Genomic DNA, 22,988 nt, shown 5'->3' on the forward strand with positions numbered 1-22,988 from the left:
CGCCGCCACGCGCGGACGTGACCTCCGCTATGCCGAGCGCAGCTCGACCAGACTGATCTGCGGCTCCGCCCCGACCCGGACCGGTGGCCCCCAGAAACCGGCGCCGTTGGTCACGTAGACCTTCGTGCCGTCGACTTCGCCGAGGCCGCTGACCACCGGCTGTTCGAGCCTGACGGCCAGGTTGAACGGCACCATCTGCCCACCGTGGGTGTGCCCGGACAGTTGCAGGTCGACGCCGTACCGGGCGGCCTCCTTCGCCGCCAGCGGCTGGTGCGCGAGCAGGACCACGGGACGGCTCGGGTCGCGGTCGCCGAGGGCGGCGGCGAAGTCCGGGCCGGCGGCGAGGCCGGTGCCGGCCCCGGTGAGGTCGTTCACGCCGGCCAGGTCGAGCACACCACCCCGAGCCTGGATCTCCTGCCGCTGGTTCTGGAGGACTCGTAGGCCGAGCCGGTCGACCTCCTGGACCCACTCCTCCACCCCGGAGTAGTACTCGTGGTTGCCGGTGACGAAGAAGTTGCCGTACCGGGAGCGCAGGTCACGCAGGGGCTCGGCGGCCGCGCCGAGTTCGGCGACGGACCCGTCGACCAGGTCGCCGACAACCGCGACCAGGTCCGCGTCGAGCCGGTTGATCGCGGCGACGATCCGCTCGGTGTGCGCCCGGCCGCGCAGCGGACCGAGGTGGATGTCGGAGACGGTGGCGATGCGCAGGCCGTCCATGCTGCGGGGGAGTTTGGCGAGCGGGATGCGTACCCGGTCGAGCTGGGGTGGACCGAGTGCCGTGCGAACGCCGTACCCCACGATGCCTGTGGCGGTGAGACCGGCGAAGATGGCGGCCCCACGGGCGAGCACCAACCGACGGGACGGGTCGTGGTCTGGTGCGGCGACGGCGTCGGCGGCCGGCGGGTCGGTCGGCCCGGCGGCCCCGACGAGCACCGGCTCGGGCGCGGCGGTGGTGGGCTCCGCGGCGACCACCCGACGGCGCAGCACCAGCCGGGCGACGAGCATCGGGACTTCCAGCACGACCAGGACGATCAGCAGGTAGAACATCAGCGCGAGCCACAGGTAGCCGGGCCAGGCGAGCCAGTAGAGCCCGGCCTGCGTGCCGGCCATCGTGACCGGCACGAGCAGTGCCAGCACCACTGCGGCGATCCCGCCGACCCGTCGCCAGCGGCCCGGCGCGGTGGCGTCCCGAACGAGCCGCTTCCACAGGTAGAGGTGGATGAGGCCGGTGACCAGCGCCAGGACAGCCACGAACCCCAGAACCGCCATCATGTGTGAAGCCTCCCTCAGCCGCCCGCGAACGGGGGCAGGACATCGATCGTGGCCCCGGCCGGTAGGGGGGTCTGACGATCATGACAGCTGACGCCGTTCACGAGGAAACTCGCCACCCGCAGCACGCCGGCGAGCCGGTCGCCGTGGCGCTGGGTCAGCTCCGCCGTGAGGTCGTCCAGTGACCGCCCGGAGGGGATGGTCTCCTCGGCGCGGCCGGCGGCGGCGCGGGCGCCCGCGAAGTAGCGGACGGTCAGCGTCGTCGACTCCACGCTCAGCCTCCGATCGCTGACATCGGGCGGGTGGGCTGGAGGAAGGTGGGATCGTCGATGCCGTGCCCGGCACGCTTGCCCCACATCGCGGTACGCCAGCGCCGGGCCAACTCGTCGTCGTCGGCACCGGTGCGCAGCGCGGCGCGCAGATCCGACTCTTCGGTGGCGAAGAGGCAGGCGCGGACCTGGCCGTCGGCTGTCAACCGGGTGCGGTCGCAGTCCCCGCAGAAGGGGCGGGTGACGCTGGCGATCACGCCGACCCGGGCGGGGCCTCCGTCGACCAGCCAGGTCTCCGCCGGTGCCGCGCCGCGCTCGGTCGGGTCGGGGCTCAGATCGAAGACGGTACGCAGTGACGCCAGGATCTCCTCGGCCGTGACCATGGTGTCGCGGGCCCAACCGTGCTGGGCGTCCAACGGCATCTGCTCGATGATCCGCAGCTGGTAGTCGTGCTCGAGGGCGAAGCGGAGCAGCGCCGGCGCCTCGTCCTCGTTGACACCACGCATCAGCACTGAATTGATCTTCACGGGGCTGAGCCCGACGGTCGCCGCACCGGCGAGCCCGGCCAGCACCGCGTCGAGGCGGGGGCGCCGGGTGAGCTTGGTGAACCGGTCCGGGTCCAGGGTGTCCAGTGAGACGTTCACCCGGTCCAGGCCGGCCGCCCGCAACGCCGGGGCCAGTCGGTCCAGGCCGATGCCGTTGGTGGTCAGCGAGACCCGGGGGCGGGGTTCGAGGGCGGCGACCGCCGTCACGATGTCGACCAGCCCGGCTCGGATCAGCGGTTCACCGCCGGTGAACCGCACCTCGGTCACGCCGAGCAGTTCGACAGCCACCCGGACCAGCCGGACGATCTCCTCGTCGGTCAACAACTCGGGGCCGGCCAGCCAGGGGAGCCCTTCCGCCGGCATGCAGTAGGTGCAGCGCAGGTTGCACTTGTCGGTGAGGGACACGCGCAGGTCCCGGGCGACACGGTCGTACCGGTCGACGAGGACGCCGTCGATCCCCGGGGCGACGCTCACCTGTCGACCGTAGCGCGCTCGGCCCGGCTCAGGACGCCACGGGCGGTCTGGACGACCACATCTCGGAAGCTGACGCCGAAGAGTGCTGTGTGCACGAGCAGCAGATGCAGCTGATGCACTGGCACGCGGTCACGCCAACCGTCCGGTAGTGGCCAACTCTCCTGGTAGGCGGCCAGCACCCGATCCAGGTGGGGAATGCCGCCGAAGAGGGCGAGCTGGGCGAGATCCGTCTCCCGGTGCCCACCGTGCGCCGCCGGGTCGACGAGCCAGGCCCGGTCGTCGATCCCCCACAGCACGTTGCCCGGCCACAGGTCGCCGTGGATGCGCGCGGGCGGCTCGTCGCCGCCGAGCCCGTCGAGGCGACCGATCACCTGCTCGACCAGAGCGGCATCGGCGCTGGTCAGCGCGCCAGCGTCGACCGAGCGTCGCAGGTAGGGGGCGAGGCGTCGCTCGGCGAACCAGGTCGACCAGCGCCCGCCGGTGAGGGTGTTGTCCTGGGGGAGCGAGCCTATGAAGCCGGGCCAGGCGGCACCGAAGGCGGTTGCGCCCGCCCGGTGCAGGCCGGCCAGCTCCCGGCCGAAGCGCTCGGCTGCCTCCGGCGTCGGTTCGCCGGGCTCCACCCAGTCGAGCGCCAGCAGCTCCGGCAACACCACGATCACCTCGGGTACGCCGACAGTGCCCGCCTCCCGCAGCCAGCGCAGGCCGGCGGCCTCGGCGGCGAAGAAGCCCTCCGGCGCCGGTCGGTCGGCGCCCTCCGGCCAGGACTTGGCGAAGACGGAGTGGCCGTCGTCGAGGGTGAGCCGGGCGGCTGCGCAGATGTTTCCACCGGCGACCGGCGTCTCCCGGAGCCGCTGATGGGTCCGGAAGGTCGGGAGGTGTGCCGGATGCGCGCGCAGGTACGCCAGGTCCATCAGCGCACGGTAACCGCTCCTTACGACAGCCAGGTGTCGCCCGACGACATCGGCGCTCTTTCCGCACCCGTAGGTGGCACGTGAGCAGGGAAAACACGTTCAGTAACTGTGGATAAGCCGCGTGTCGTCCACAGGGGTGGCAGGGCTCGGCACGCCCGCCGCAGGCTTCCGACATGACCTCGACCGAACGCCCTCAGCTCGCCGTCCGCTCACCCGCCGACCTGATCGCCGCTGTGCCGTACCTGCTCGGCTTCCACCCCACCGACAGCGTCGTCGCCGTGGCGCTGGTCGGCCGACAGATCGTCTTCGCCGCCCGCGCGGACCTGCCCGACCCGACCGAGCTGGGCGGATTGGCCGGGCACCTGGCTGGTGTGCTCCGCCGGCAGGGCGCGGAGGCCGCCACGGTCGTGGGTTACGGGCAACCCGAGCAGGTCACCCCGGCAGTGGACGCGTTGCGCGACGCGTTGAACGACTTCGGGCTGCACGTGCTCGACGCGCTGCGGGTGACCGACGGCCGCTGGTGGTCCTATCTCTGCACCGAGCCCGAGTGCTGCCCGCCCGAGGGCCGCCGCTACGACCCGACCGCCAACCCGGTGACCGCCTCGGCGGTCTTCGCCGGTCAGGTCGCGCTCCCCGACCGGGCCGCCCTGGTGGCGCAGGTGGCACCGGTGGACGGGCCGGCCCGGGAGGCGGCCCGCGCGGCCACCGCCCGCGCCGAGCTGAGATTGGCCGAGCTGGTCGAGCAGGCACCCGAGAGTGATCTGCTCGGGGCGCGGGCGCTGCGCGCCGCCGGGGTGGCGGCGGTCCGCGAGGCCCAGCGTCGGCAGCGGCGTGGTGAACGGCTCGACGACGACGAGGTGGCTTGGCTGAGCCTGTTGATGACACACCTGCCGGTCCGCGATCACGCGTGGGAACGCACCGACGGCCGGGACCGGGACATCGCCCTCTGGACCGACGTGCTGCGCCGCGCCGAGCCGGAGGTGGCCGCCGCGCCGGGTGCGCTGCTGGCGTTCGCCGCCTGGCGTGCTGGGCAGGGCGCGTTGGCGGCGGTCGCGCTCGAACGCACGCTGAGCCTGCACCCCGACTACTCGCTCGCGCTGCTGCTGGACGACCTGCTCCGACGGGGCGTTCCCCCGGCCGAGCTGGACGGCTGGCCGTCGGTCGGGATGCCCGGCGTCATTCGCACCCGCAAGCGGAGCCGTCGTGGTCGCCGCTGAAGGACGCGACCACCCGCGCGGTAATACCGCAGGTGCTACCAGAATTGATAGGCTGGCGGACGTGACAGTGAAGCGCTCCGTGAGCCTTCCCGACGACGTCGCGGACTGGCTCGACCAGCAGCCCAACGTCTCGGCCGCCATCACCGCGGCGGTGCGGGCCCAGATGAACGGGACGCACCTCGACGAGGTGCTGCGGCGAGCCGGCATCGAGGTGACCGAGGCTGGCCGGGCGCGATGGCGCAAGCGGCTGGCGACACCCATCCCGGCGGACGCCCTGGCTGAGGGACGCCGGATGTTGGGCCGCCCCGGATGAGCGATCAGATCGCTGCCGTGTTCGACGCGTCGGCGCTGACTGCCTACATCGAGGGCAACGTCTCGGTGGGGGAGTTGATGCTGGAGGTCGCCGACGAGGGTCGGCAGGTCGCCGTCCCAGCGACGTGCCTCGCTGTCGCCTTCGCGAGCGTGGCCGACGAGATCGATGCCGCGCTACTGGCCCTGATGATGACTGCCCCGATGATCCGTCTGCTGCCGCTCGACGTCGAGGACGTGCAGGACACCGGCAGGCTGGCCCGCGCCGTGGACGGCGACATCTCGTTCGGCCATGCCGCCCGCGCGGCACTCACCCACGAGGCGCACTACGCGACAGTGCGACCCAAGGTGGCGGCGAAGGTGCTCCCGACCAACTGGAGCATTCTCGACCTGGCGTGACGGGTCTTCCGGCGACGCCTCCGTCGAAGGATGTACGCGTTGCTCCTGTTCACGGCCGACGCGGCAGGCTCGCCGCCGCCGGAGAATGATCTCGTGGCCGTTCTCCGCGTTGGTACGACATGACCCCCGAGTTGCTGCTGTCGCTGGCCGGGCTGGCGTTGATCGACAGCACCAGCATCGGCACCCTCTTCATCCCGGTCTGGTTGCTGCTCGCCCCCGGGCCGGTCAACGTCCGGCGGATCCTGGGCTACCTCGCCACCATCGCGGTGTTCTACCTCGCGGTTGGGCTGCTTCTGGTCTGGGGAGGCAGCAGCCTGGGCGACGCGCTGGGCGGCGCCCTGGACAACCGGGGCGTCCTCTGGGCACAACTCGTGCTGGGCGTGGGAATGCTGGCGCTCAGCTTCCGCTACGACGGCAAGCGGCGTCCCCGTACCGGTGGCGTCCTGCGCTGGCGGGACCGGGCCACCGCCGGAGATTCCTCGGCCCGCTGGTTGGTCGGGCTCGCGCTGCTCGCGGCGCTAGCCGAGGTGGCGACCATGCTTCCGTACCTAGGTGCGGTGGGTCTGTTGGCCACCTCGGAGGTGGGAGCGGCGAGCGTGGTGGTGCTGCTCGCCGGATACTGCCTGGTCATGGTGCTGCCGGCGGTGCTGCTGCTGGGTGCCAGAGTGGCCAGCCCGCGACTGGTCGAGCCGGTGCTGGCCCGCCTGAACACCTGGATCGTCACGAAGGCGGGCAGCGCCTTGGGCTGGATCCTCGGCATCGCCGGTTTCCTGATCGCCCGTGACGCCGCCGCACGGCTGGCCCTGTTCGACCTGATCGACCGGATCGGTCGCTGACGGGCCGCTCGGGTCAGGCTGGCTGCTCCACGGTGATCCGGTGCGGCCCGGCGTAGACGTTCATGGTCCGCCCGCGCAGGAAGCCGACAAGTGTCATTCCCGCCTCGTCGGCCAGTTCCGCGGCGAGGGTGCTCGGGGCGGACACCGCTGCCAGCAGCGGCAACCCCGCCATCCACGCCTTCTGGGTCAGCTCGAAGCTGGCCCGCCCGGAGACCAGCAGCAGGTGCCCGGCGAGCGGCAGCCGGCGTTCCCGCACGGCCCAGCCGATCACCTTGTCCACGGCGTTGTGCCGGCCCACGTCCTCCCGGAGCACCACCAGCTCACCGTCGGGGGTGAACAACCCCGCCGCGTGCAGCCCGCCGGTCCGATCGAAACCGCGCTGGGCGGCGCGCAACCGGTCGGGCAGCTCGGCGAGCAACGTGGCCGGGACGCTGAGCGGGTCCGCCGCGACCGGGAAGAGCGACCGGGTGCGTACCGCGTCGATGCTGGCCTTGCCGCAGACACCGCAGGAGCTGGTCGTGTAGAAGTTCCGGGACGGGTCGGTGGCCGGTTCCGGTACGCCGGGCGCGAGCACCACGTCCACCACGTTGTACGTGTTCGGCGTCTCCGCGCCGGCACAGAGTTGCGCGGTCAACACGTCGTCGGTCGACCGGATCAGCCCCTCCGTCAGCAGGAACCCGATGGCCAGGTCCAGATCGTCGCCGGGAGTACGCATGGTGACGGCGAGCGGCCGGCGTCGGCCGGGGCCTGCCGCGCCGACCCGGAGCTCCAGCGGCTCCTCCACGGCGAGCGTGTCCGGTCGGCGGATCGCCCCGCGTCCGGCGCTCGCCGCGTCCAGGTCGATCCGGAGTACGCCCCGTCGATCAGTTGCCCGTCCCATCCCGCCATCCTCCACCCCCCGCCCCACCCCATACCCCCACCCCACCCCAACGCCCGCCCCCGGACGCGTGCCCCCCGACGCCCCCGACGCCCCCGACGCGTTGATCATGGAGTTGCCCGTGCGTGTCGTCGGCGTGTCGAGCGATAACTCCATGATCACTGGGGCGAGGGGCTGGCCGGGCGACGGGTCACCGGGCATCCGGCGGCGCCGTCCGACCGATGCCCCTCCGATCCGGTCTGCCGGCGGTGCCCCAGGGCATGATCCACTCGTGTTCCTTGAAGTCGGGGTATCCCCGGCACCGGGACACCGCGATTTCGGCGAATCCGAGTGGATCATGGTGCTCGTTCGCCGCGCTGGGTTCGCGTAGCCGCCCGACATCTGGGTGGGACCGGTCCCGGCTACGGTGGCCGGGTGGGGACGTACGCCGCCGTGGTGCTCGCGGGTGGGGCCGCCCGACGGATGGGCGGGCTCGACAAGCCCGCGCTTCCGGTCGGCGGCCGGCCGATGCGCGACCGGGTGCTGGCCGCAGTCGCCGACGCGACGCCGCGGGTGCTTGTCGGTGCGGCCGACGCCGTGCCGGCGGGCGTCCGGGTCGTCCGGGAGGACCCGCCCGGCGGGGGCCCTGTCGCCGCGGCTGCGGCCGGACTGGCGCTGCTGGACACCGACGTCACCTTGGTCGCGCTGCTCGCCGCCGACCTGCCGCTGCTCACCCGGGCCGCGATCGGCGATCTGCTGCACCACCTCGATCGGGAGACCCCCGACACCGGTTCGGCGGGCGGCCGCACCGATCCGGCACCGCCGGCTCGCGACGGCCTCGGCGGCGGTGAGCAACCCGACGGGGCGTGCTTCGTGGATGGGGACGGGCGGCGGCAGTCGCTCTGTGGCGTCTGGCGGGTGGCCGCGCTGCGGGCAGCGGTGGACCGGTTGGCGGTCGAGCGGGGCGGCAGCTTGTCCGGAGCCCCGGTCCGGGCGTTGCTGGCGGGGCTCGTCGTGTCGGAGGTGGCCTGGTCCGGCGAGGGCCCGCCGCCGTGGTTCGACTGCGACACTGACGAGGACGTACGCCGGGCGGAGGAGTGGGCGCGATGACGGTGATGGACGACTGGGTCACGGCGGTGTGTGCCGAGTTGGATCTGGACCCGACCGCGGTGCCGGTGCCGGCGGTGCTGGATCTGGCCCGGGACGTCGCCCACCAGGTGCTGCGTCCGGGTGCGCCGGTCACCGCGTACCTCTTCGGGTTGGCGGTTGGCCGGGGCGCGGACCCGGCGGACGCCGCGGCCCGGCTCAGCGCGCTGGCGGGCGCGTGGCCGGTCGAGCTGGGCGCCGACCCGACGGACCCGACGGCCCCCTGACCGCCGCTGTCCGATCCCGGTCCGGGCTGATCCGACCCACGGGCGGCGTGGGTAGGGTGATCGTGACGGACGGAGGCGATCATGACGGCTGACCACCCCTCGGCGCCGCACGGTGAGCTGCCCGGCGCTTCGACTGAGCCGGCGGAATCGATCCTGCTCGACGAGCCCAGCACCACCGACCTGCGGGCGAAGGTGACCGAGGCGTGGCGGGAGTTCGCCCGTGCGCTCGCCGTACGGCTGCGGGAACTTCCCGTCGGCGCAAACCTCGACCTGACCCTGGACCCCACCGCCTCCGGCACCGGGGACGCTGTCTATTCGATCAGCGTCGACGTGGACGCGGACCGGGTGTTGTCCGCCCGCGCGGTCGGCAACGCCGCTCTGCCGGCGGGCTACCGACTGGACCGGGGCGCGGTGGCGGACATGGTCGCGCTCGGTTGGTCCCCGCCCGGGGTGGTCGCCGGCTCTGGCGGTTCCTTCGGACTGAACGCCACGACGGCCGAGTCGACCCAGGTCGCCACCCTGCTCTCCCGCACGCTGCGGGACGTCTACGGTGCTCCGCACCCGGCCTTCCTCGTCTATCTGGTGCACGACGCCGAGGGCGAGCCGTTGGCCGTGGAACCGCTGGGCACCGCTCGCAGCGAGTTCGGTCCGGACGCCGACGTCGAGGCGGACCTGGAGGAGGCGTTGGCCGAGGCGGCCGCCGCGCAGGTCGAGCAGGACGACGTGCTCGACCTGGCCGATCGGGTCCGAACCGTGGTCTCCACCATGTTGAAGTCGGACACCGACCGGTTGCAGATCGACTCGGACGGCGACATCACCATCCGCGCCGGTTCGGCGATGGTCTTCGTGCGGGTGCGGGACAACCCGCCCCTGGTGGACGTCTTCTCCCCGGTGCTCACCGAGGTGGAGCCGACCGAGCGGCTCTACGTCAAGCTCTCCGAACTGACGAACCGGATGCCGATCGGCCGCCTCTACTGCGCCGACGACACGGTGTGGGCGTCCATCCCGGTCTTCGGCCGCAACTTCCAGGCGACCCATCTGATGCTGGCCGTGCAGGTGATGACCGGTCTCGCCGACGAGTTGGACGACCGTCTGCACGGCGAGTTCGGCGGCAAGCGGTTCTTCGGTGAAGGTGACAAGCCGGTCCGACGCGACGAGTCGGAGCACCGCACCGGCATGTACCTCTGAGCTCGGTCAGGCCACGTCCAGCAGAGTCTTGCCGACCGTCGCGCGCGCCTCGATGGCGGCGTGCGCGTCGGCGGCGCGTTCCAGTGGGAAGCGTTGGCCGATGAGCGGTCGCAGGTGGCCGGCCGCCGCGTCCGTCAGGGCCTGTTCGGTGTACGCCCGCAGCCGGGCGGGCGGCACGTCCGGGCGGATCATGGTGACCTGCCGTGCCGTGGCGGCCTCAGTCGACACCGGGGACCACTCTCCGCTCGCCAGCCCGAAGCTGACCATCCGGCCGCCCGGCGGGAGCAGGTCGAAGGCGGCCCGGGCCACCGAACCACCGACCCCGTCGAGCACCACGTCGACCCCGCCCACCGCGGCGCGTACCTGCTCGGCCCACTCGGGCAGCAGGTAGTCGACGGCCAGTTCGGCGCCCAGGCCGGGTAGCAGGTCCACCTTGCGTCGCCCACCGGCCACGCCGATCACCAGTGCCCCGGCGCGGACCGCGAGCTGCACCAACAGGCTGCCGACGCCGCCGGCAGCGGCCTCCACCAGCACCCGGTCACCGGGGCGGACGCCGACCGCCTCGATCAGCATGGTGGCGGTCCGCCCGTCGGCCAGCAGTGCCACCGCCTCGTCCAGAGCCAACCCGGCCGGCACCGCGATCGTCGCCGACGCGTCCACTGCGGCGCGTTCGGCGTAACCGCCGGAACCTCCGGTGGCGCTGACCACCCGCTGCCCGGTCAGCGCCGGGTCGACGTCCGGCCCGACGGCGGTGATCACCCCGCCGACGCCGTTGCCGGGGATCAGCGGTGGGGTGAGGCGGAACGGGCCGGGGTGACCGGCGCGCAGTTGGGTCTCGACGAAGGTGATGTTCGCGTGTGCGACGTCGATCAGCACCTGACCGGGACCGGGGACCGGGTCCGGCGCGGGGCCGGGCACCAGCACCTCGGGCCCGCCGAACTCACGTAACCAGATCGCCCGCATGACAGCCCCCTCGGCCCCGGTGGGCTGCCTCGCCCACTCGGGGCCAGTCCATCTCCTCAACCTGGGTTGAGGTCAAGAGGTGCCGGAGGACGGGCCGACGCCGGGCGATTCGACCAGCCGGGAGAGCACGATGGTGCTGCGGGTGGAGGTCACGAAGGACTCGGCACGCAGCCGCTCCAGTGCCGCCTCCAGGTGGGCGATGTCGGCGGCGCGCAGGTGCACGAGCGCGTCCGCCTCCCCGGAGACGGTGTACGCGCCGACCACCTCGGGGTGCCGGCGGGAGGCCACGCCGATCTGCGCCGGGGTGGTCCGGCCGGCGCAGAACAGCTCGACGAAGGCCTCCGTGGTCCAGCCGACGGCGGCCGGATCAACGACGGCCGTGAATCCCCTGATCACGCCGGTGGCGCGCAGTCGGTCGACGCGACGCTTGACCGCCGGGGCGGAGAGTGACACCCGGGCACCGATGTCGGCGTAGGACGCACGGGCGTCCGCGACGAGTAACGCAATGATCCGCTGGTCTACCGCGTCTATCTGCAACGTTCCGCCTCTGGGAAGCAACGCTTGTGGCTGTTTTCAAAGTTCTACGGTACCTACTCTTGGTGACCGTGAACCAGCAGCGTTTCCCGCGAAAGCGGACATATCTCATGTGCTCGCCGGAGTACTTCGCGGTCGAGTACGCGATCAACCCGTGGATGGACGTGACCACCCCGGTCGACCGGGCCCTGGCCGTCAAGCAGTGGGACCGGCTGCGCGAGACGCTTGTCGGCCTCGGCCACGAGGTGCACCTGCTCACCGCCGAGCAGGGCCTGCCCGACATGGTCTACGCCGCCAATGGTGGCTTCGTGGTGGACGGCAGCGTCTACGGCGCCCGGTTCAAGCACGAGCAGCGGGCCGCCGAGGCCGCCGCCCACCACGCCTTCTACGACGCGCAGGGCTGGCGGTTCATCGCACCCAGCGAGACCAACGAGGGTGAGGGCGACTTCGCGTACGTGCCGGAGGCGCACGGCGGGCTCATCCTGGCCGGGCACGGCTTCCGTACCGAGATCCCGGCGCACGCGGAGGCGCAGGAGGCGCTGGGCCGTCCGGTGGTGTCGCTGCGCCTGATCGACCCCCGCTTCTATCACCTGGACGTGGCGCTCGCGGCCATCGACGACGCGAATGTCGTCTACTTCCCGGGTGCGTTCTCCGCGGCCAGTCAGCGGGTGCTCACCCAGCTCTTCCCGGACGCGGTGATCGCCGACGACGAGGACGCGATGGCCTTCGGGCTCAACCTGGTCAGCGACGGCGCGAACGTGGTGCTCAACAGCGAGGCCACCCGCCTGGCCGGCAAGCTCAAGGCGGCCGGGTACACCCCGGTCCCGGTCGAGCTGGCCGAGCTGAAGAAGGGTGGCGGCAGCGTGAAGTGCTGCATCGCCGAGCTGCGGCACTGACCCTCGAACGTTCCGGGGCCGGCCTCCCACTGGGAGACCGGCCCCGAATCGTGCTCCGGGTGGGCGTTCAGCCCAGCGTGGCCAGCTCGTTGATCAGCACGTTCGACATGACCTGACCGTCGCGCTGCACCTCGCGCAGGTACCACTTCTGCTGCGGGGTACGCGGCTGATTGAACTGCCAGATGCCGCGCGGGCTGTCGATCTGGCCGATCTTGCCCAGGGCCAGGTTGACCTGCTGCGGCGTGGGCTTCCCACCGGTCAGCTGGATGGCCTGGTCGAGCACCTGCGCCGCGTCGTACGACGCCATCGCGTACGTGGTGGGGGTGACCTGGTACTTCTTGCGGTACGCCGAGGCGAAGACCCGGTTGGACGTGTTGTTCAGGTCGGCCGAGTAGTTCAGCGCGGTCTGGATGCCCAGCGCGTTGTCCTTCAGGTTCTCCAGCACGGCGCCCTCGGTGAGGAAGCCGGGTGCGTAGATCGGCCCGGCGAACTTCTCGCGCAGCTGCTTGATGAACTCCACCGCCGCCGCTCCGGCGAAGAAGCAGAAGACCGCTGTGGGCTTCTTGGCCAGCGCCCTGCTGATGTCCGAGGCGTACGTCGTCTTGCCGGGGTTGGAGGTGGCGCTGGTGTAGGTCACCGCGTCGCGGATCCGGGGGTCGTTCGTGCCGAAGTACTCCCGGAAGCCGCGCACGACGTCCGGGCTGCCGACGTTCTCCGGCATGATGATCGCAATACGGCCGTTCGCCGGCAGCTGGTCGCGCAGGTAGGTGCCCAGCGCCTTGCCGGCCTCGTCGAGCACGTACGAGGTCCGCCAGATGTAGAAGACGCTCTGCAGGCTGCTCGGTGAGGCGTTGGAGCCGATCAGCGGGACCCGGGCCTGTTCCACGGTGTCCCGGATGCCGACCATCACCGCCGAGTTGACCACGCCGGTGAGTGCCAGCACGCCCTGCTTGAGCAGGCCCTCGACGGCAGCCTTGCCCGTCTTGGCGGTGTCGCCCTCGTCGGCGGTCAGCAGGTCCACCGAGTGGCCGCCCAGCCGCTGGTCGTGCAGGTCGAGGAAGAGCTGGAAGCCATTGGTGATGTCATCGCCGATGCTCTTGAAACCACCGGCCTGCGGCGTGATCAAACCGATCTTGATCGGGCCCCGGTCGGCGGTCGGCTCGGCGTCACCGTCGGAGCCGCACGCGGCGACGAACCCGGTGGTTCCGAGCGCGGCCAACAGTTGGAGCGCCCGCCTGCGATTCATCTGCGACACCGAGTTCCTTCCAGGGAAGCGTTGCAGGGCTGAACACCGCCCCAACGGCGTTCTACCTGGTCCGCGACGCTGCGTCAATGGCTATTGATCATCGTGCAGGGACCGCAACACGGCAAGGACCTGAGGCCAGGCGACGGCCTCCGGGTCGATCAGCCCGAAATGCTCACATCCGGGCAGTTCAACAAGGGAGATATCGGAACCCGTGGCACGCGCCTCCGCGACGAAATCCCGGCTCATCTCCACTGGAACCTGATGATCGTCAGAGCCATGAACGACTACTGTGCGTGTTCGTATCGGTACCAACATCCGTGGATCCGCTGCCGCGTACCGGTCCGGGACGTGCGCCGGGCCGCCGCCGAGCAGCGCGGCGACCGCGCCCGAGTCCAGATCCCGCCGGTACGCCTCGCCCAGATCGGCCACCGGGGCCAGCGCGAGTACTCCGCCCACCGTCGCCGGTGCGGTGCCCGCCACGTACAGCGCCAGGTGGCCGCCGGCGGAGTGCCCGACCAGGATCGGTGCGGCCAGGCTCACCCGGCCGGGCAGCGCCTCGGCCGCCAGCGCCGGCAGCTCGGCCACCCCGGTCAGTACGTCGGTGAGGGTGCCCGGCCAGCCGCCTCCGGGCTGCCCGGTGCGGCGGTATTCCAGCTGCGCCACCGGGTAACCGGCGGCGGCGAGGGCTGCGGCCAGCGGGCCGGTGTGCCGTCGGTCGTACTCGGCCCGCCAGAAGCCGCCGTGCAGGACGACGACCAGCGGCCGGGCCGGCCCGATGCCCGCCGGGAGGCGCAGATCGGCCACCTGATCCGGGTGGTCCCCGTACGCCACCGTCCGGTCGGGCTCGGGGGCGGGCCGGGTCAACACGGCGCGCGGGTCGACAGGCATGGCGCGACGGTAGCGCGCCCCGCCCGGGTGGTTCGGCCCCGGTAGTCGGTCCCGGGCGGCATGGGTCGCGCCCGCTGGGTAAAGATGGACCCCATGACCGAAGCGCGCTCCGCTGGACAGAACGACGAGCCCGGCCCCGACGACTCCGGCCACTCCGGCACAGTGGTGGTGGTTGGTCCGGACGGCCGGCCGATCGGCACGATGCAGACCGACGAGGGCCAGGGCGAGGACCCGACCCGCCTGGTCGAACAGCCGGCCAAGGTGATGCGGATCGGCAGCATGATCAAGCAGTTGCTGGAGGAGGTGAAGGCCGCACCTCTCGACGACGCCAGCCGCAGCCGGATGCGGGAGATCCACGAGCGGTCGATCGTCGAGCTCAAGGAGGGCCTCGCCCCCGAGCTTCGCGACGAGCTGGAGCGCATCTCGCTGCCCTTCGCTGAGGACAAGGCCCCCAGCGAGAGCGAGCTGCGGATCGCGCACGCCCAGCTCGTCGGCTGGCTGGAGGGCCTGTTCCACGGCATCCAGGCGGCCCTGGTGGCCCAGCAGATGGCCGCCCGGGTGCAGCTGGAGCAGATGCGCGGCGGCCGGCAGGCGCTGCCCAGCGGCCCCGGTGGGGTCGTCCCCGGGATGCCGGGCATCGGCCAGCCGGGCGGCGGCGAGGGCCACAACACCGGTCAGTACCTCTGACCTCAGTCCACCCCGAAGATCTTCTCCAGGTACGCCGCCACGCCGTCCTCGGTGTTCGCCGTCGTCACGTCGTCGGCGACCGCCAGGACGGCGCGGTGCGCGTTGGCCACCGCCACACCACGCCCGGCCCAGGTCAGCATCGGCACGTCGTTCGGCATGTCGCCGAAGGCCAGCACGTCCGCCGCGGCCACCCCGACCTGGTCGCAGTACCAGGCCAGCCCCGCCGCCTTGGTCACGCCGGCCGCCGAAATCTCCACCAGCCCGGAGGACGACGAGTGCGTGGCCTCGGCCAACCCCGCCACCGCCGTGGCGATCAGCTCGGCGAAGGCATCCGGGTCCTGCTCGCCGGCTCGGGCGAGGAGCTTCACCGCCGGGACGGAGAGCAGCTCCTCCGGCGTCTCGACCGGTCGGATGCCGCTGGCGTCGGCGTCCCAGCGCAGCGGGTAGTGCTCCTCGTGCCGCATCTCCCGGCTGTCCAGGATCTCCACGGCGAAGCTGATCCCGGGCACCTCGGCCCGTAGCCTCCGGGCCACCTCGGCCAGGTGGTGCGGGGCGAGCGGGTCAGCCCGCACCACCTCGTCGGAGAACGGGTCGTAGACCACGGCGCCGTTGGCGCAGACCGCCGGCAGCGGTCGGGCGAGCTGGTCGTACACCATTTTGAGCCAGCGGACCGGACGGCCGGTGACCAGGACGACCGGCGTGCCCTGCGCGGAGATCCGCGCGAGCAGGTCGGCGGTGCGTGGGCTGACGGTGTGGTCGTCGCGGATCAGCGTGCCGTCGATGTCGGTGGCGATGAGGCGGGGTGTGTCTCCCATTAGCGGGACAGTAGCCGGTCCAGATACACCGCCACCCCGTCGTCGTCGTTGCGCAAGGTCACCTCGTCGGCGACGGCACGCAACTCGGGGTGCGCGTTGGCCACGGCCACCCGCGACCAGCCGGCCCACTCGAACATCGGCAGGTCGTTGGGCATGTCGCCGAAGACCAGCACATCGGCCGGGTCGACCCCGAGGGTCTGCGCCACCACTGTCAACCCGGTCGCCTTGTCCACGCCGGGCGGGCAGATCTCGATGAAGCCGAGCCCGGCCTGGGTGAGTGTGGCGACCTGCGGCGGGACGATCCGGCGGGCCACCGCCAGCAGCTCGTCCACGTGATGGTCGGCGGTCCGGGCAAACGCCTTGATCACGTCGCAGGCGAGGCACTCGTCGCGAGTACGCGCCTCGAAGCGGTCCTGGTACGGCCAGCTCTCGTGGTAGTCGCCCCACAGCGGGGCGTCGTGCTCGTCGGACGCCTCGACCATCACGGTCAGCGGGCCGACCTCCGCCTCCAGATCGGCGAGGAGCCGAGCCAGCACCTCGGCGGGCAGCCGCTCGTCGCGGAGCACCACCGGGCCGCTCGGGTCGCTCTGGTCGACCACCCGTCCACCGCCGGCCATCACCAGGAAGTCGGCGGCGCGGATGTCGTTGCGGGTCAACTCGGTCAACCGAGGGCCGCGTCCGGTCGCGCCGACCACCGGAATTCCGGCGGCGCGCACCCGGTCGAGCACCCCATGGGTGTACGCGGAGACGGTGTCATCGCTGCGGACCAGCGTCCCGTCGAGGTCGGTCGCGATCAACTTGGGCAGTCCCGGGCGGGTCATGGTTCCTCCTTCGCCCGCCGCCGTCGCACCGCCAGGGTCAGGGAACCCGAGTCTCGGAGTGACGGCGGGTCAGCAACCGTACCTCGCGGAACGGGTCGCATCCATGACTTCCAGGCGAATCGGACGCCAACTCCCACCCACTCCCGGGCGGTGGGCGGGTGAAGGGGGCCGGTCAGGGCTGGGAGTCGGGGCGGGCGAAGGGGGCGGCGGGGGTGACCGTCAGGTCGGCCGGAGACGGAAGGCCGTCCTCGATCGGGTCGGGGTCCCGGCGGCGGCGCCAGGGGCGCGGTGCTGGCGCGTCGCCGGGCCGGTCATCGTCCGGTGGGCCGCCGAACACGGCGGGGGGCGCGGCGGGAGTCAGTCGCAGAGCGGCAGCGAACAGCACACAGGCGACAAACGCCATCACCAGCCCACGGCCGTACTCGATCCGAAAACCGTCCTCGAGCGAGTAGAAGAAGTTTCGCTGACCGGGGTTGTCGAGGCCCGCGGTGGCGGCCACCAGCAGCACCAGCAGGGCACCGGCCAGGGTGAGGCCGGCCAGCCGGGCGTTCGGCCGTACGGCCGCCGTGCCGCGCAACGTCAGCGCCACGGCGCAGACGAGGGCGATAAGCCCGACCAGGTAGCCGACCCCGAAGCCACCGACCTCGGACACCCCGGCGGGCACCTCGATCGTCGTGTTGCCCTCGGGCCCACCGTTCGGCAGGCTCATCACCAGCCACTCACCGACGAGCGAGGCGATCGCGGCCACCGCGCCCAGACCGGCGAGCAGCAGGGGCAGCCGGGGATCCTGCGCGAGGTCGGCCAGGGACCAGGCGAAGCGGCGTCGCCGGGCCGGCTCGTCGGCACCCCACTCGATCACCGCAGGGGCCTCGGAGCGGTCGCCCTGCCGCGGGATCGGAAGCTCCTCGGACATCGGCCACCCTTCCGCCGGTCACGGACCTGGGTCGCATCATGGCACAGCAACCTGGTGGTGACAGGGATCGCAGGGCTGGCGCGCGCGCCGGTCTGTCGCCCGATGGTCGCCTTTCCGCTAGCGTTTGCCCCATGCCTATCCGTACCGCTTCAGCACAATGGCAGGGCAATCTCACCGAGGGCGCGGGCACCATTCGCACCGGTAAGGGCGGCCTGTCCGGCAACTACTCCTTCAAGTCGCGCTTCGAGGAGGGTGAGGGCACCAACCCCGAGGAGCTGATCGCCGCCGCGCACGCCGGCTGCTTCTCGATGGCGTTCTCCAAGGCGCTTGCCGACGCGGGCTCGACGGCCACCTCGGTCGAGACCACCGCCAAGGTGCACCTGGACAAGACCGACGCCGGCATGACCGTGACCCGGATCGACCTGGAGACGGTCGGCCAGGTCCCGGGGATCGACGAGGCGGAGTTCCAGAAGCTCGCCGAGGCCGCCAAGGCCAACTGCCCGATCTCCCGCCTGCTCTCGCCGGGTGCCGAGATCACCCTCAACGCCCGCCTGGCTGCCTGAGCCAGCCGGCCCACACCGTACGTCCACGGAAGGAGCCTCCGCCCGGTTGCGGGTGGTCGCTTCTTCCGTGCATGTGCGGATGACAGTCATCGTCGTCCAGCAGGACCGGGCCGCGTGCGCCAGCGTCGGGCACAATGGGCGAGGTGCCGGTGGAGATGAGCCGTGAGCGCTTCGAGGAGTTGGTCGGCGAAGCCCTCGACGAGGTGCCCGAAGAACTACTCGGCCTGATGAACAACGTGGTGATCCTGGTCGAGGACGACCCACCACCGGGAGAGGTCGACCTGCTCGGCCTCTACGAGGGGCACGCGCTCACCGAGCGCGGTTGGGGCTATTCCGGTGTGCTGCCCGACCGGATCTTCATCTACCGCCGTCCGATCCTGCGGATCTGTGACAACGACGACGACGTCATCGACGAGGTGGCGGTGACGGTGGTGCACGAGATCGCCCACCACTTCGGCATCGACGACGCGCGGTTGCACGCGCTCGGCTGGGGCTGAGCCCCGCCGCTCGACGCCCGCCCACCCGCGCCACACGAACGCGCCGCGCCGCCCCTCCGACGGCCGGTGCTTGCCGAGGTCGCCTACCGTCGGTGCAGCGAACGCGACCCTATTCAGGAGGCCCTTTCATGCGCAGCGAGCTGTTCTCCGCGGAGAACCTGGAGAAGGAGTCCGCGCAGCCCGGCATGCGGTTGCAGAACTCCAAGATGTTGAAGATCGAGCTCAACGGCGAGGCGATGGCCCGGGTCGGGTCGATGGTCGCCTACCAGGGGAATGTGCAGTTCCAGGCGTTGGGTTCAGGTGGGCTCGGCAAGTTCCTCAAGCAGAAGCTCACCGGCGAGGGCGTCCCGCTGATGAAGGTCACCGGGCAGGGTGACGTCTTCCTCGCCGAGCTGGCCAAGGACGTGCACATCATCGACCTGGAGCCGGGCGACGCCCTCTCCATCAACGGCAGCAGCGTGCTCGCCTTCGACTCCACCCTCCAGTACGACATCAGGATGGTCGGCGGCGCCGGGATGGCGTCCTCGTCCGGCCTCTTCAACTGTGTGTTCAGCGGCTACGGGCGGATCGCCATCACCACCAAGGGCACCCCGGTCGTGCTGAACGTGGACGCTCCGACGTACGTCGACCCACAGGCTGCGGTCTGCTGGTCGGCCAACCTCCAGACCGGCTACCACCGGGCCGAGCAGCTCGGCCTCGGCACTCTGCTGGGGCGCCGCACCGGTGAGTCGTTCACGATGAGCTTCGCCGGTCAGGGCTTCGTGGTGGTGCAGCCGTCCGAGGAGCCACCGGTCATGGGCAGTGGCCAGCAGCAGCAGGAGGGCGGTCTGCTCGGCGGTCTGCTGAGCTGATCGACAGTCGCGCGACGCGCACCTGATCCGTAGAGCTGACCGCGGCGGCGCGGGCGCTCCCGTTCCCTCGGGGGCGCTCCGCGCCGGTCAGGTCAACTCGCCGGTACGCAGGCGGGCCAACCAGGCCGCCGCGTCGGCGTAGTCGACGTCGGAGAGGCCCGCCGGCGCGGGCACCGGGCGTTCGCCCGCCTCGGCCCACCGGTGCCGGGGGTAGGAGCCCAGGAAGCGGACGTCGGCACAGACCCTGCGGAGCCCCTGCAACGCCTCGCCCAGGCGTACGTCGGCCACGTGGCCGGTGCAGTCCAGGAAGAAGACGTAGCGGCCCAACGCCTCGCCGGTCGGCCGGGATTCGATCCGGGTCAGGTTGACCCCACGGACGGCCAACTCCATCAGCACGGACAGCAGCGCGCCGACCCGGTCGTGGGCGATGAAGACCGCGAGCGAGGTGAGGTCGTCACCGGTCGGCGGGGGTGGCGGCCCGGGGCGGGACACCAGCGCGAACCGGGTCACCGCGTCGGGGTGGTCGGCGATCTTGTCGGCGAGGGTGGTGAGTCGGTGCCGGGCGGCTCCGATCGGTGCGCAGATCGCCGCGTCGTACTCGCCCGTGCCGGCGCCGGCGGCCGCCGCGCCGTTGGAGAGCACGTCGACCACCACGGCGTCGGGCAGGTGGTTGCGCAACCAGCCCCGGCACTGGGTGGACGCCTGTGGATGGGCCGCCACGGTGCGGATCGAGGTCAGCGGGGTGTCGGGCCGTGCGGCGAGCACGAACTCCACTGACAGGATCACCTCCCGGGTGATCACCAGCGGCTCGCCCTCGGCCATCTCGTCCAGCGTGACGCCCACCGCCCCGCCGATCGAGTTCTCCAGTGGCACCAGGGCGGCGTCGGCGTCGCCGGCGCGGACGCTGTCCAGCGCCTCTCCGACGCTGCGAGCGGGCGTACGGGCGCCGCGCTCGGCGGCGGGTATCGAGCGCAGGGCCTGCTCGGCGAAGGTGCCTTCCGGCCCGAGGAAGACGAAACGTGTCGGCGGTGTTCCCGGCATGCCGATCAGCCTACGCACCCGGCCCGTTGGCCGGGCCGGCGTCGCAGGCGAGGGCGCGAATCCCGGCCGGGCCGGTGGCGCGTACCTCGATGGTGCAGACGTCAGTGCCGGCGGTGACCAGCACCGGGGAACCGGGCTCGCCCCGGGTGATCACCTGGAGTTCCTCGTGCCCGGTCACCGTCAGCACTGTGAACTGCCAGTCGCCGGCGCAGAGCGGCCCGGTGCGGACCTGGACCCGGACGTTCGCCGGCAGCACTCCGGCCCTGCCGCGCAACAGTTGCAGCACCCGCTGGCCGGTCGGCCCGTTGCGGCAGGCCGTCGCGACCAATCCGGCGTCCGGGGTGGGCGTGACAGTGCCGAGAGACGGGGCGGTGGTCGGCGGGGTGGCCGGTGCGGTGCTCGGGGCGGACGGTGTCGGGGCTGCGGTGTGGGTGGGAACGCTGGTCGGCTCCCCCAGCCCGGGTGGGGCGCCACAGCCGGCCAGCGCCGCGACGGCGAGCACCATCGGCAGGACTCGGGCGAGGCTCCGCGCCGGAACGCGATCGACTGGCCGGCCAGGAGCCGCCGGTGCGGGGTGGATCGTCGACCGCGGTGCGGGGGACGCGGGCGGGGGCGGGGTGAACGGCACGGGCCGATCCTCGGGACATCGGAGAATTCGTCGCGGCCGGGGTGGCCGAGCCCATCGTAGGGTGAGCGGCCGGTCGGGTGAAGGTCAGCCGGTGACGCGATGCCCGGCGCGCTGGAGCGCGGCCGTGCCCTCGGTCAGCCGGACGGTCGGCACCAGCAGATAGTCGGTGTCGAACGTGGAGAACGTGACGGCACTGACCCGGGCCTCGGCGAGCGGGTCGACCAGCGCGGCCAGACTGCCGGTGCCGGCCAGCGTCACCGGGGCAGTGACCCGTAGGCAGCGCCAGGTCGTCTCCACCACGGCCTGTGCCGGCGCCCGCTCGGTCGGGCAGATCACGGAGATCCCGTCGGAGGTCCAGCTCACGGTCACCACGTCCGCGCCGCGCAGCCCGCTCGACAGCGCGTACGGCACTGTGTTGCCGGGAGCCAGCCGGCACACAGCGTATTCCCCCGGCAGCAGAGCGATATCGAGCATGAGGGCACCCTACGGCCTTCGTGCAAACCCGCCCCGGCAACGCCGCGTGCGGCGAAGGACACACTGCGCCGCAGGTCAGACCTCGGAGAAGAAGGTGAGTGAGCCAGTGACGGTGCCGTCGGTGAGCACCGGGGTGGAGATCGCGTCAACTGTCGCGTCGGAGCTGTTCGCGGAGGCGGCCTGCACCCTGAGTAGCCCCCGGGCGAGTCGGCCGGAGGAGAGCGCCAGCAGGGGCGGAATCTTGTCGATCTCGGCTTCGGTCAGCTCGCCCCGGTTGGCGGTGAAGTCGAGCAGGCGCAGCCCGCCATCGAGCAACGGTCGACCGATCAGCCCGGCCGGCTCGCCGAGGCAGAGCAGCTCGCAACCAGCCGTGGAGATCGCCACCACCCGGGTGTCGGCGTCGATCAGCAGGCACGGCTCGTCGGCCCGGGAGACTGTCGACGACCATTGGCCGACATTGTCGGACTCCGGCTCTGTCGAGGCCCGCACCGCCGGCACGAACGCTTCCGAGAGCGAAAGTTCGACGTGGGCCACCGCGCCTCCTATGTGCACCGATCGACTGTCCACGCTAGCGGGTCGCCGACGGAATCACCGAGCGCACCGGGTCACCGGGGCGCGCAGCGTGAACCGTAGCGACCGGTGACGGCGCGGAAACCGGTGAGGTGAACGGGGGGACCGGAGCCGCGTGGCGTCGCCGGTGACGTTACCGGCGGTGGGCCGGCTTGTCAGCGGCCGTTCGGCCCTCGTCGTACCACCGGTAGTCGGCGGTTGGACGGTACGTGCCGTTCAGCCAGGTGCCTGGGTGCTGCGCGACCCGGGAAAGCTTCTCGGCGGTGGCGGGGCTGATCCGGCTGCCGCCGGCCACGAGCAGCCGGTCCAGTTCCCGGTGGGTGGCCATCAGACAGTCCTTCGGAAGGCCGTAGACGCTGATCACGCCCGAACCGACGAAGGTCAGCACCGGTGTCACCGGAACGGGAAGCCCCACCGCCTCGGAGAGGGCCTTGCTGGCCCGCTTGGCGTCCCGGCGGGACTCGGCCACGTACGGAGGTCGCTTGCCGTTGATCTGCACCACGTCTCCGGCGACGAGCACCCGGGCCCGGCCGTGGTCGGCGATGGTCACGGCGAAGAGGCCACTCGGCCCGATGGCGAGGAACCCGGCTCGATCGTCCTGACCGTGGTCGAGGACGTCTGTCACGTCGGTGCGCGGCCACTCGATCACGTGCCAGGACGGCCCGAGGTGGTCGAGTTGGCCCAACGCCCGTGCCCCGGCCGCCTCCAGGCGGCGTGCACCCCGCTCAGCACGACGGCGGCGGGCCCATTCGAGCGGTGTCGGACGGACCGGTTCGAGAACCCCCGGCGCCTCGACGCGGGGGTGTGGCACCGCGACGGGCGGCAGTGCCCGAGCGGACGGTACGGCTCGTCGTGCGGGAAAGACAGTCATCGCGACCTCCGGCAAAAGGTCCCTCGAAGTTATGTCCTCACTACCCTACGTTGCCACTACCGGTGTTCTGCAAGCCGGAGCGCC

At 71.8% G+C, this 22,988-nt stretch carries 29 protein-coding genes; 12 read left to right on the top strand and 17 right to left on the bottom strand.

The genetic code is table 11. The features are described 5' to 3' along the window. Positions 1-27 precede the first annotated feature (27 nt). The 4 genes from ACFYPG_RS11780 to ACFYPG_RS11795 are packed head-to-tail and all read right to left on the bottom strand — an operon-like array spanning position 28 to position 3,468. On the bottom strand, positions 28-1,272 hold the full coding sequence (locus ACFYPG_RS11780) for a metallophosphoesterase (protein WP_355004506.1): 1,245 nt from the start codon (positions 1,270-1,272) through the stop codon (positions 28-30). Between the two features lie 14 nt (positions 1,273-1,286). Beyond that, a complete protein-coding gene (locus tag ACFYPG_RS11785; protein ID WP_387351694.1) occupies positions 1,287-1,541 on the bottom strand; it encodes a MoaD/ThiS family protein in 255 nt (84 codons plus the stop codon). Between the two features lie 2 nt (positions 1,542-1,543). Next, the gene (gene moaA, locus ACFYPG_RS11790; RefSeq protein WP_355004504.1) at positions 1,544-2,557 is read right to left on the bottom strand and encodes a GTP 3',8-cyclase MoaA; all 1,014 of its coding nucleotides are present in this window, start codon (positions 2,555-2,557) and stop codon (positions 1,544-1,546) included. Further along, positions 2,554-3,468, bottom strand: coding sequence for a fructosamine kinase family protein (locus ACFYPG_RS11795; RefSeq protein ID WP_355004503.1), 915 nt, complete (start codon positions 3,466-3,468; stop codon positions 2,554-2,556). The genes moaA and ACFYPG_RS11795 overlap by 4 nt, the downstream gene beginning before the upstream one ends. Before the next feature lie 173 nt (positions 3,469-3,641). Between ACFYPG_RS11795 and ACFYPG_RS11800 the strand changes: the two genes are divergently transcribed. The 4 genes from ACFYPG_RS11800 to ACFYPG_RS11815 all read left to right on the top strand — a co-directional run bounded on the left by ACFYPG_RS11800 (position 3,642) and on the right by ACFYPG_RS11815 (position 6,229). After that, positions 3,642-4,685 carry a DUF4192 domain-containing protein gene (locus ACFYPG_RS11800; RefSeq protein ID WP_355004502.1) on the top strand — a complete coding sequence of 348 codons (1,044 nt, stop codon included), beginning with the start codon at positions 3,642-3,644 and terminating at the stop codon, positions 4,683-4,685. A 61-nt stretch (positions 4,686-4,746) separates the two neighbouring features. Further along, on the top strand, positions 4,747-4,998 hold the full coding sequence (locus ACFYPG_RS11805; protein ID WP_355004501.1) for a hypothetical protein: 252 nt from the start codon (positions 4,747-4,749) through the stop codon (positions 4,996-4,998). Further along, a complete protein-coding gene (locus tag ACFYPG_RS11810) occupies positions 4,995-5,393 on the top strand; it encodes a hypothetical protein (RefSeq protein ID WP_355004500.1) in 399 nt (132 codons plus the stop codon). Before ACFYPG_RS11805 ends, ACFYPG_RS11810 begins: the two co-directional genes overlap by 4 nt. 119 nt (positions 5,394-5,512) lie before the next feature. Then, positions 5,513-6,229: a GAP family protein gene (locus tag ACFYPG_RS11815; protein ID WP_387351697.1), complete on the top strand. Its 717-nt coding sequence runs from the start codon at positions 5,513-5,515 to the stop codon at positions 6,227-6,229. 13 nt (positions 6,230-6,242) lie between these two features. Here ACFYPG_RS11815 and fdhD read toward each other — a convergent pair whose 3' ends face one another. Continuing rightward, on the bottom strand, positions 6,243-7,109 hold the full coding sequence (gene fdhD / locus ACFYPG_RS11820; RefSeq protein WP_387351699.1) for a formate dehydrogenase accessory sulfurtransferase FdhD: 867 nt from the start codon (positions 7,107-7,109) through the stop codon (positions 6,243-6,245). 411 nt (positions 7,110-7,520) lie between these two features. Here fdhD and ACFYPG_RS11825 point away from each other — a divergent pair, with 411 nt between their 5' ends. From ACFYPG_RS11825 to ACFYPG_RS11835, 3 genes are all read left to right on the top strand, one after another. After that, positions 7,521-8,195 carry a molybdenum cofactor guanylyltransferase gene (locus ACFYPG_RS11825; protein ID WP_387351701.1) on the top strand — a complete coding sequence of 225 codons (675 nt, stop codon included), beginning with the start codon at positions 7,521-7,523 and terminating at the stop codon, positions 8,193-8,195. Further along, a complete protein-coding gene (locus ACFYPG_RS11830) occupies positions 8,192-8,458 on the top strand; it encodes a DUF6457 domain-containing protein (RefSeq protein WP_355004496.1) in 267 nt (88 codons plus the stop codon). The genes ACFYPG_RS11825 and ACFYPG_RS11830 overlap by 4 nt, the downstream gene beginning before the upstream one ends. Positions 8,459-8,539: 81 nt before the next feature. Continuing rightward, positions 8,540-9,646, top strand: a complete 1,107-nt coding sequence (locus ACFYPG_RS11835) for a hypothetical protein (RefSeq protein ID WP_355004495.1) — start codon at positions 8,540-8,542, stop codon at positions 9,644-9,646. Positions 9,647-9,652: 6 nt separating this feature from the next. Here ACFYPG_RS11835 and ACFYPG_RS11840 read toward each other — a convergent pair whose 3' ends face one another. Both ACFYPG_RS11840 and ACFYPG_RS11845 read right to left on the bottom strand, forming a co-directional pair. Next, the gene (locus tag ACFYPG_RS11840) at positions 9,653-10,609 is read right to left on the bottom strand and encodes a zinc-binding dehydrogenase (RefSeq protein ID WP_387351702.1); all 957 of its coding nucleotides are present in this window, start codon (positions 10,607-10,609) and stop codon (positions 9,653-9,655) included. 72 nt (positions 10,610-10,681) lie between these two features. Then, positions 10,682-11,146 carry an Lrp/AsnC family transcriptional regulator gene (locus tag ACFYPG_RS11845; protein WP_387351704.1) on the bottom strand — a complete coding sequence of 155 codons (465 nt, stop codon included), beginning with the start codon at positions 11,144-11,146 and terminating at the stop codon, positions 10,682-10,684. A 59-nt stretch (positions 11,147-11,205) separates the two neighbouring features. Between ACFYPG_RS11845 and ddaH the strand changes: the two genes are divergently transcribed. Beyond that, positions 11,206-12,039, top strand: coding sequence for a dimethylargininase (gene ddaH, locus ACFYPG_RS11850; RefSeq protein ID WP_355004492.1), 834 nt, complete (start codon positions 11,206-11,208; stop codon positions 12,037-12,039). A gap of 67 nt (positions 12,040-12,106) precedes the next feature. On the opposite strand, the gene ACFYPG_RS11855 is transcribed toward ddaH, so the two are convergent. Further along, positions 12,107-13,294 (bottom strand): ABC transporter substrate-binding protein, encoded by a 1,188-nt coding sequence (locus ACFYPG_RS11855; protein ID WP_387351705.1) that lies wholly within the window; start codon positions 13,292-13,294, stop codon positions 12,107-12,109. 81 nt (positions 13,295-13,375) lie between these two features. Then, entirely contained in the window at positions 13,376-14,173 is a 798-nt protein-coding gene (locus tag ACFYPG_RS11860; protein WP_387351707.1) for an alpha/beta hydrolase family protein, read from the bottom strand. 84 nt (positions 14,174-14,257) lie between these two features. Here ACFYPG_RS11860 and ACFYPG_RS11865 point away from each other — a divergent pair, with 84 nt between their 5' ends. Further along, positions 14,258-14,860, top strand: coding sequence for a bacterial proteasome activator family protein (locus ACFYPG_RS11865; protein ID WP_355004489.1), 603 nt, complete (start codon positions 14,258-14,260; stop codon positions 14,858-14,860). Positions 14,861-14,862: 2 nt separating this feature from the next. On the opposite strand, the gene ACFYPG_RS11870 is transcribed toward ACFYPG_RS11865, so the two are convergent. The 3 genes from ACFYPG_RS11870 to ACFYPG_RS11880 form a co-directional block, all read right to left on the bottom strand. Next, positions 14,863-15,675 (bottom strand): HAD family hydrolase, encoded by an 813-nt coding sequence (locus ACFYPG_RS11870; RefSeq protein ID WP_387351708.1) that lies wholly within the window; start codon positions 15,673-15,675, stop codon positions 14,863-14,865. Beyond that, positions 15,675-16,496 (bottom strand): HAD hydrolase family protein, encoded by an 822-nt coding sequence (locus ACFYPG_RS11875; RefSeq protein ID WP_355004487.1) that lies wholly within the window; start codon positions 16,494-16,496, stop codon positions 15,675-15,677. The genes ACFYPG_RS11870 and ACFYPG_RS11875 overlap by 1 nt, the downstream gene beginning before the upstream one ends. 172 nt (positions 16,497-16,668) lie before the next feature. Further along, positions 16,669-17,409, bottom strand: a complete 741-nt coding sequence (locus ACFYPG_RS11880) for a hypothetical protein (protein WP_355004486.1) — start codon at positions 17,407-17,409, stop codon at positions 16,669-16,671. A 131-nt stretch (positions 17,410-17,540) separates the two neighbouring features. Between ACFYPG_RS11880 and ACFYPG_RS11885 the strand changes: the two genes are divergently transcribed. From ACFYPG_RS11885 to ACFYPG_RS11895, 3 genes are all read left to right on the top strand, one after another. Next, complete coding sequence (locus ACFYPG_RS11885; RefSeq protein ID WP_355004485.1) at positions 17,541-17,972, top strand: OsmC family protein; 432 nt, start codon at positions 17,541-17,543, stop codon at positions 17,970-17,972. Between the two features lie 149 nt (positions 17,973-18,121). Continuing rightward, on the top strand, positions 18,122-18,469 hold the full coding sequence (locus ACFYPG_RS11890; protein ID WP_355005157.1) for a metallopeptidase family protein: 348 nt from the start codon (positions 18,122-18,124) through the stop codon (positions 18,467-18,469). A 128-nt stretch (positions 18,470-18,597) separates the two neighbouring features. Continuing rightward, the gene (locus ACFYPG_RS11895) at positions 18,598-19,320 is read left to right on the top strand and encodes an AIM24 family protein (RefSeq protein WP_354969821.1); all 723 of its coding nucleotides are present in this window, start codon (positions 18,598-18,600) and stop codon (positions 19,318-19,320) included. Between the two features lie 87 nt (positions 19,321-19,407). Here ACFYPG_RS11895 and pheA read toward each other — a convergent pair whose 3' ends face one another. The 5 genes from pheA to ACFYPG_RS11920 form a co-directional block, all read right to left on the bottom strand. Further along, positions 19,408-20,361, bottom strand: coding sequence for a prephenate dehydratase (pheA, locus tag ACFYPG_RS11900; protein WP_355004484.1), 954 nt, complete (start codon positions 20,359-20,361; stop codon positions 19,408-19,410). A gap of 10 nt (positions 20,362-20,371) precedes the next feature. After that, on the bottom strand, positions 20,372-20,866 hold the full coding sequence (locus ACFYPG_RS11905; protein ID WP_387351712.1) for a hypothetical protein: 495 nt from the start codon (positions 20,864-20,866) through the stop codon (positions 20,372-20,374). 207 nt (positions 20,867-21,073) lie between these two features. After that, positions 21,074-21,463 carry an ACT domain-containing protein gene (locus ACFYPG_RS11910; protein ID WP_355004482.1) on the bottom strand — a complete coding sequence of 130 codons (390 nt, stop codon included), beginning with the start codon at positions 21,461-21,463 and terminating at the stop codon, positions 21,074-21,076. 75 nt (positions 21,464-21,538) lie between these two features. Continuing rightward, on the bottom strand, positions 21,539-21,997 hold the full coding sequence (locus tag ACFYPG_RS11915) for a hypothetical protein (protein WP_355004481.1): 459 nt from the start codon (positions 21,995-21,997) through the stop codon (positions 21,539-21,541). A 169-nt stretch (positions 21,998-22,166) separates the two neighbouring features. Next, a complete protein-coding gene (locus ACFYPG_RS11920; protein ID WP_355004480.1) occupies positions 22,167-22,904 on the bottom strand; it encodes a hypothetical protein in 738 nt (245 codons plus the stop codon). Positions 22,905-22,988: the final 84 nt, after the last annotated feature.

Source organism: Micromonospora sp. NPDC005553, assembly GCF_042871765.1.
Classification (GTDB): Bacteria; Actinomycetota; Actinomycetes; order Mycobacteriales; family Micromonosporaceae; genus Micromonospora.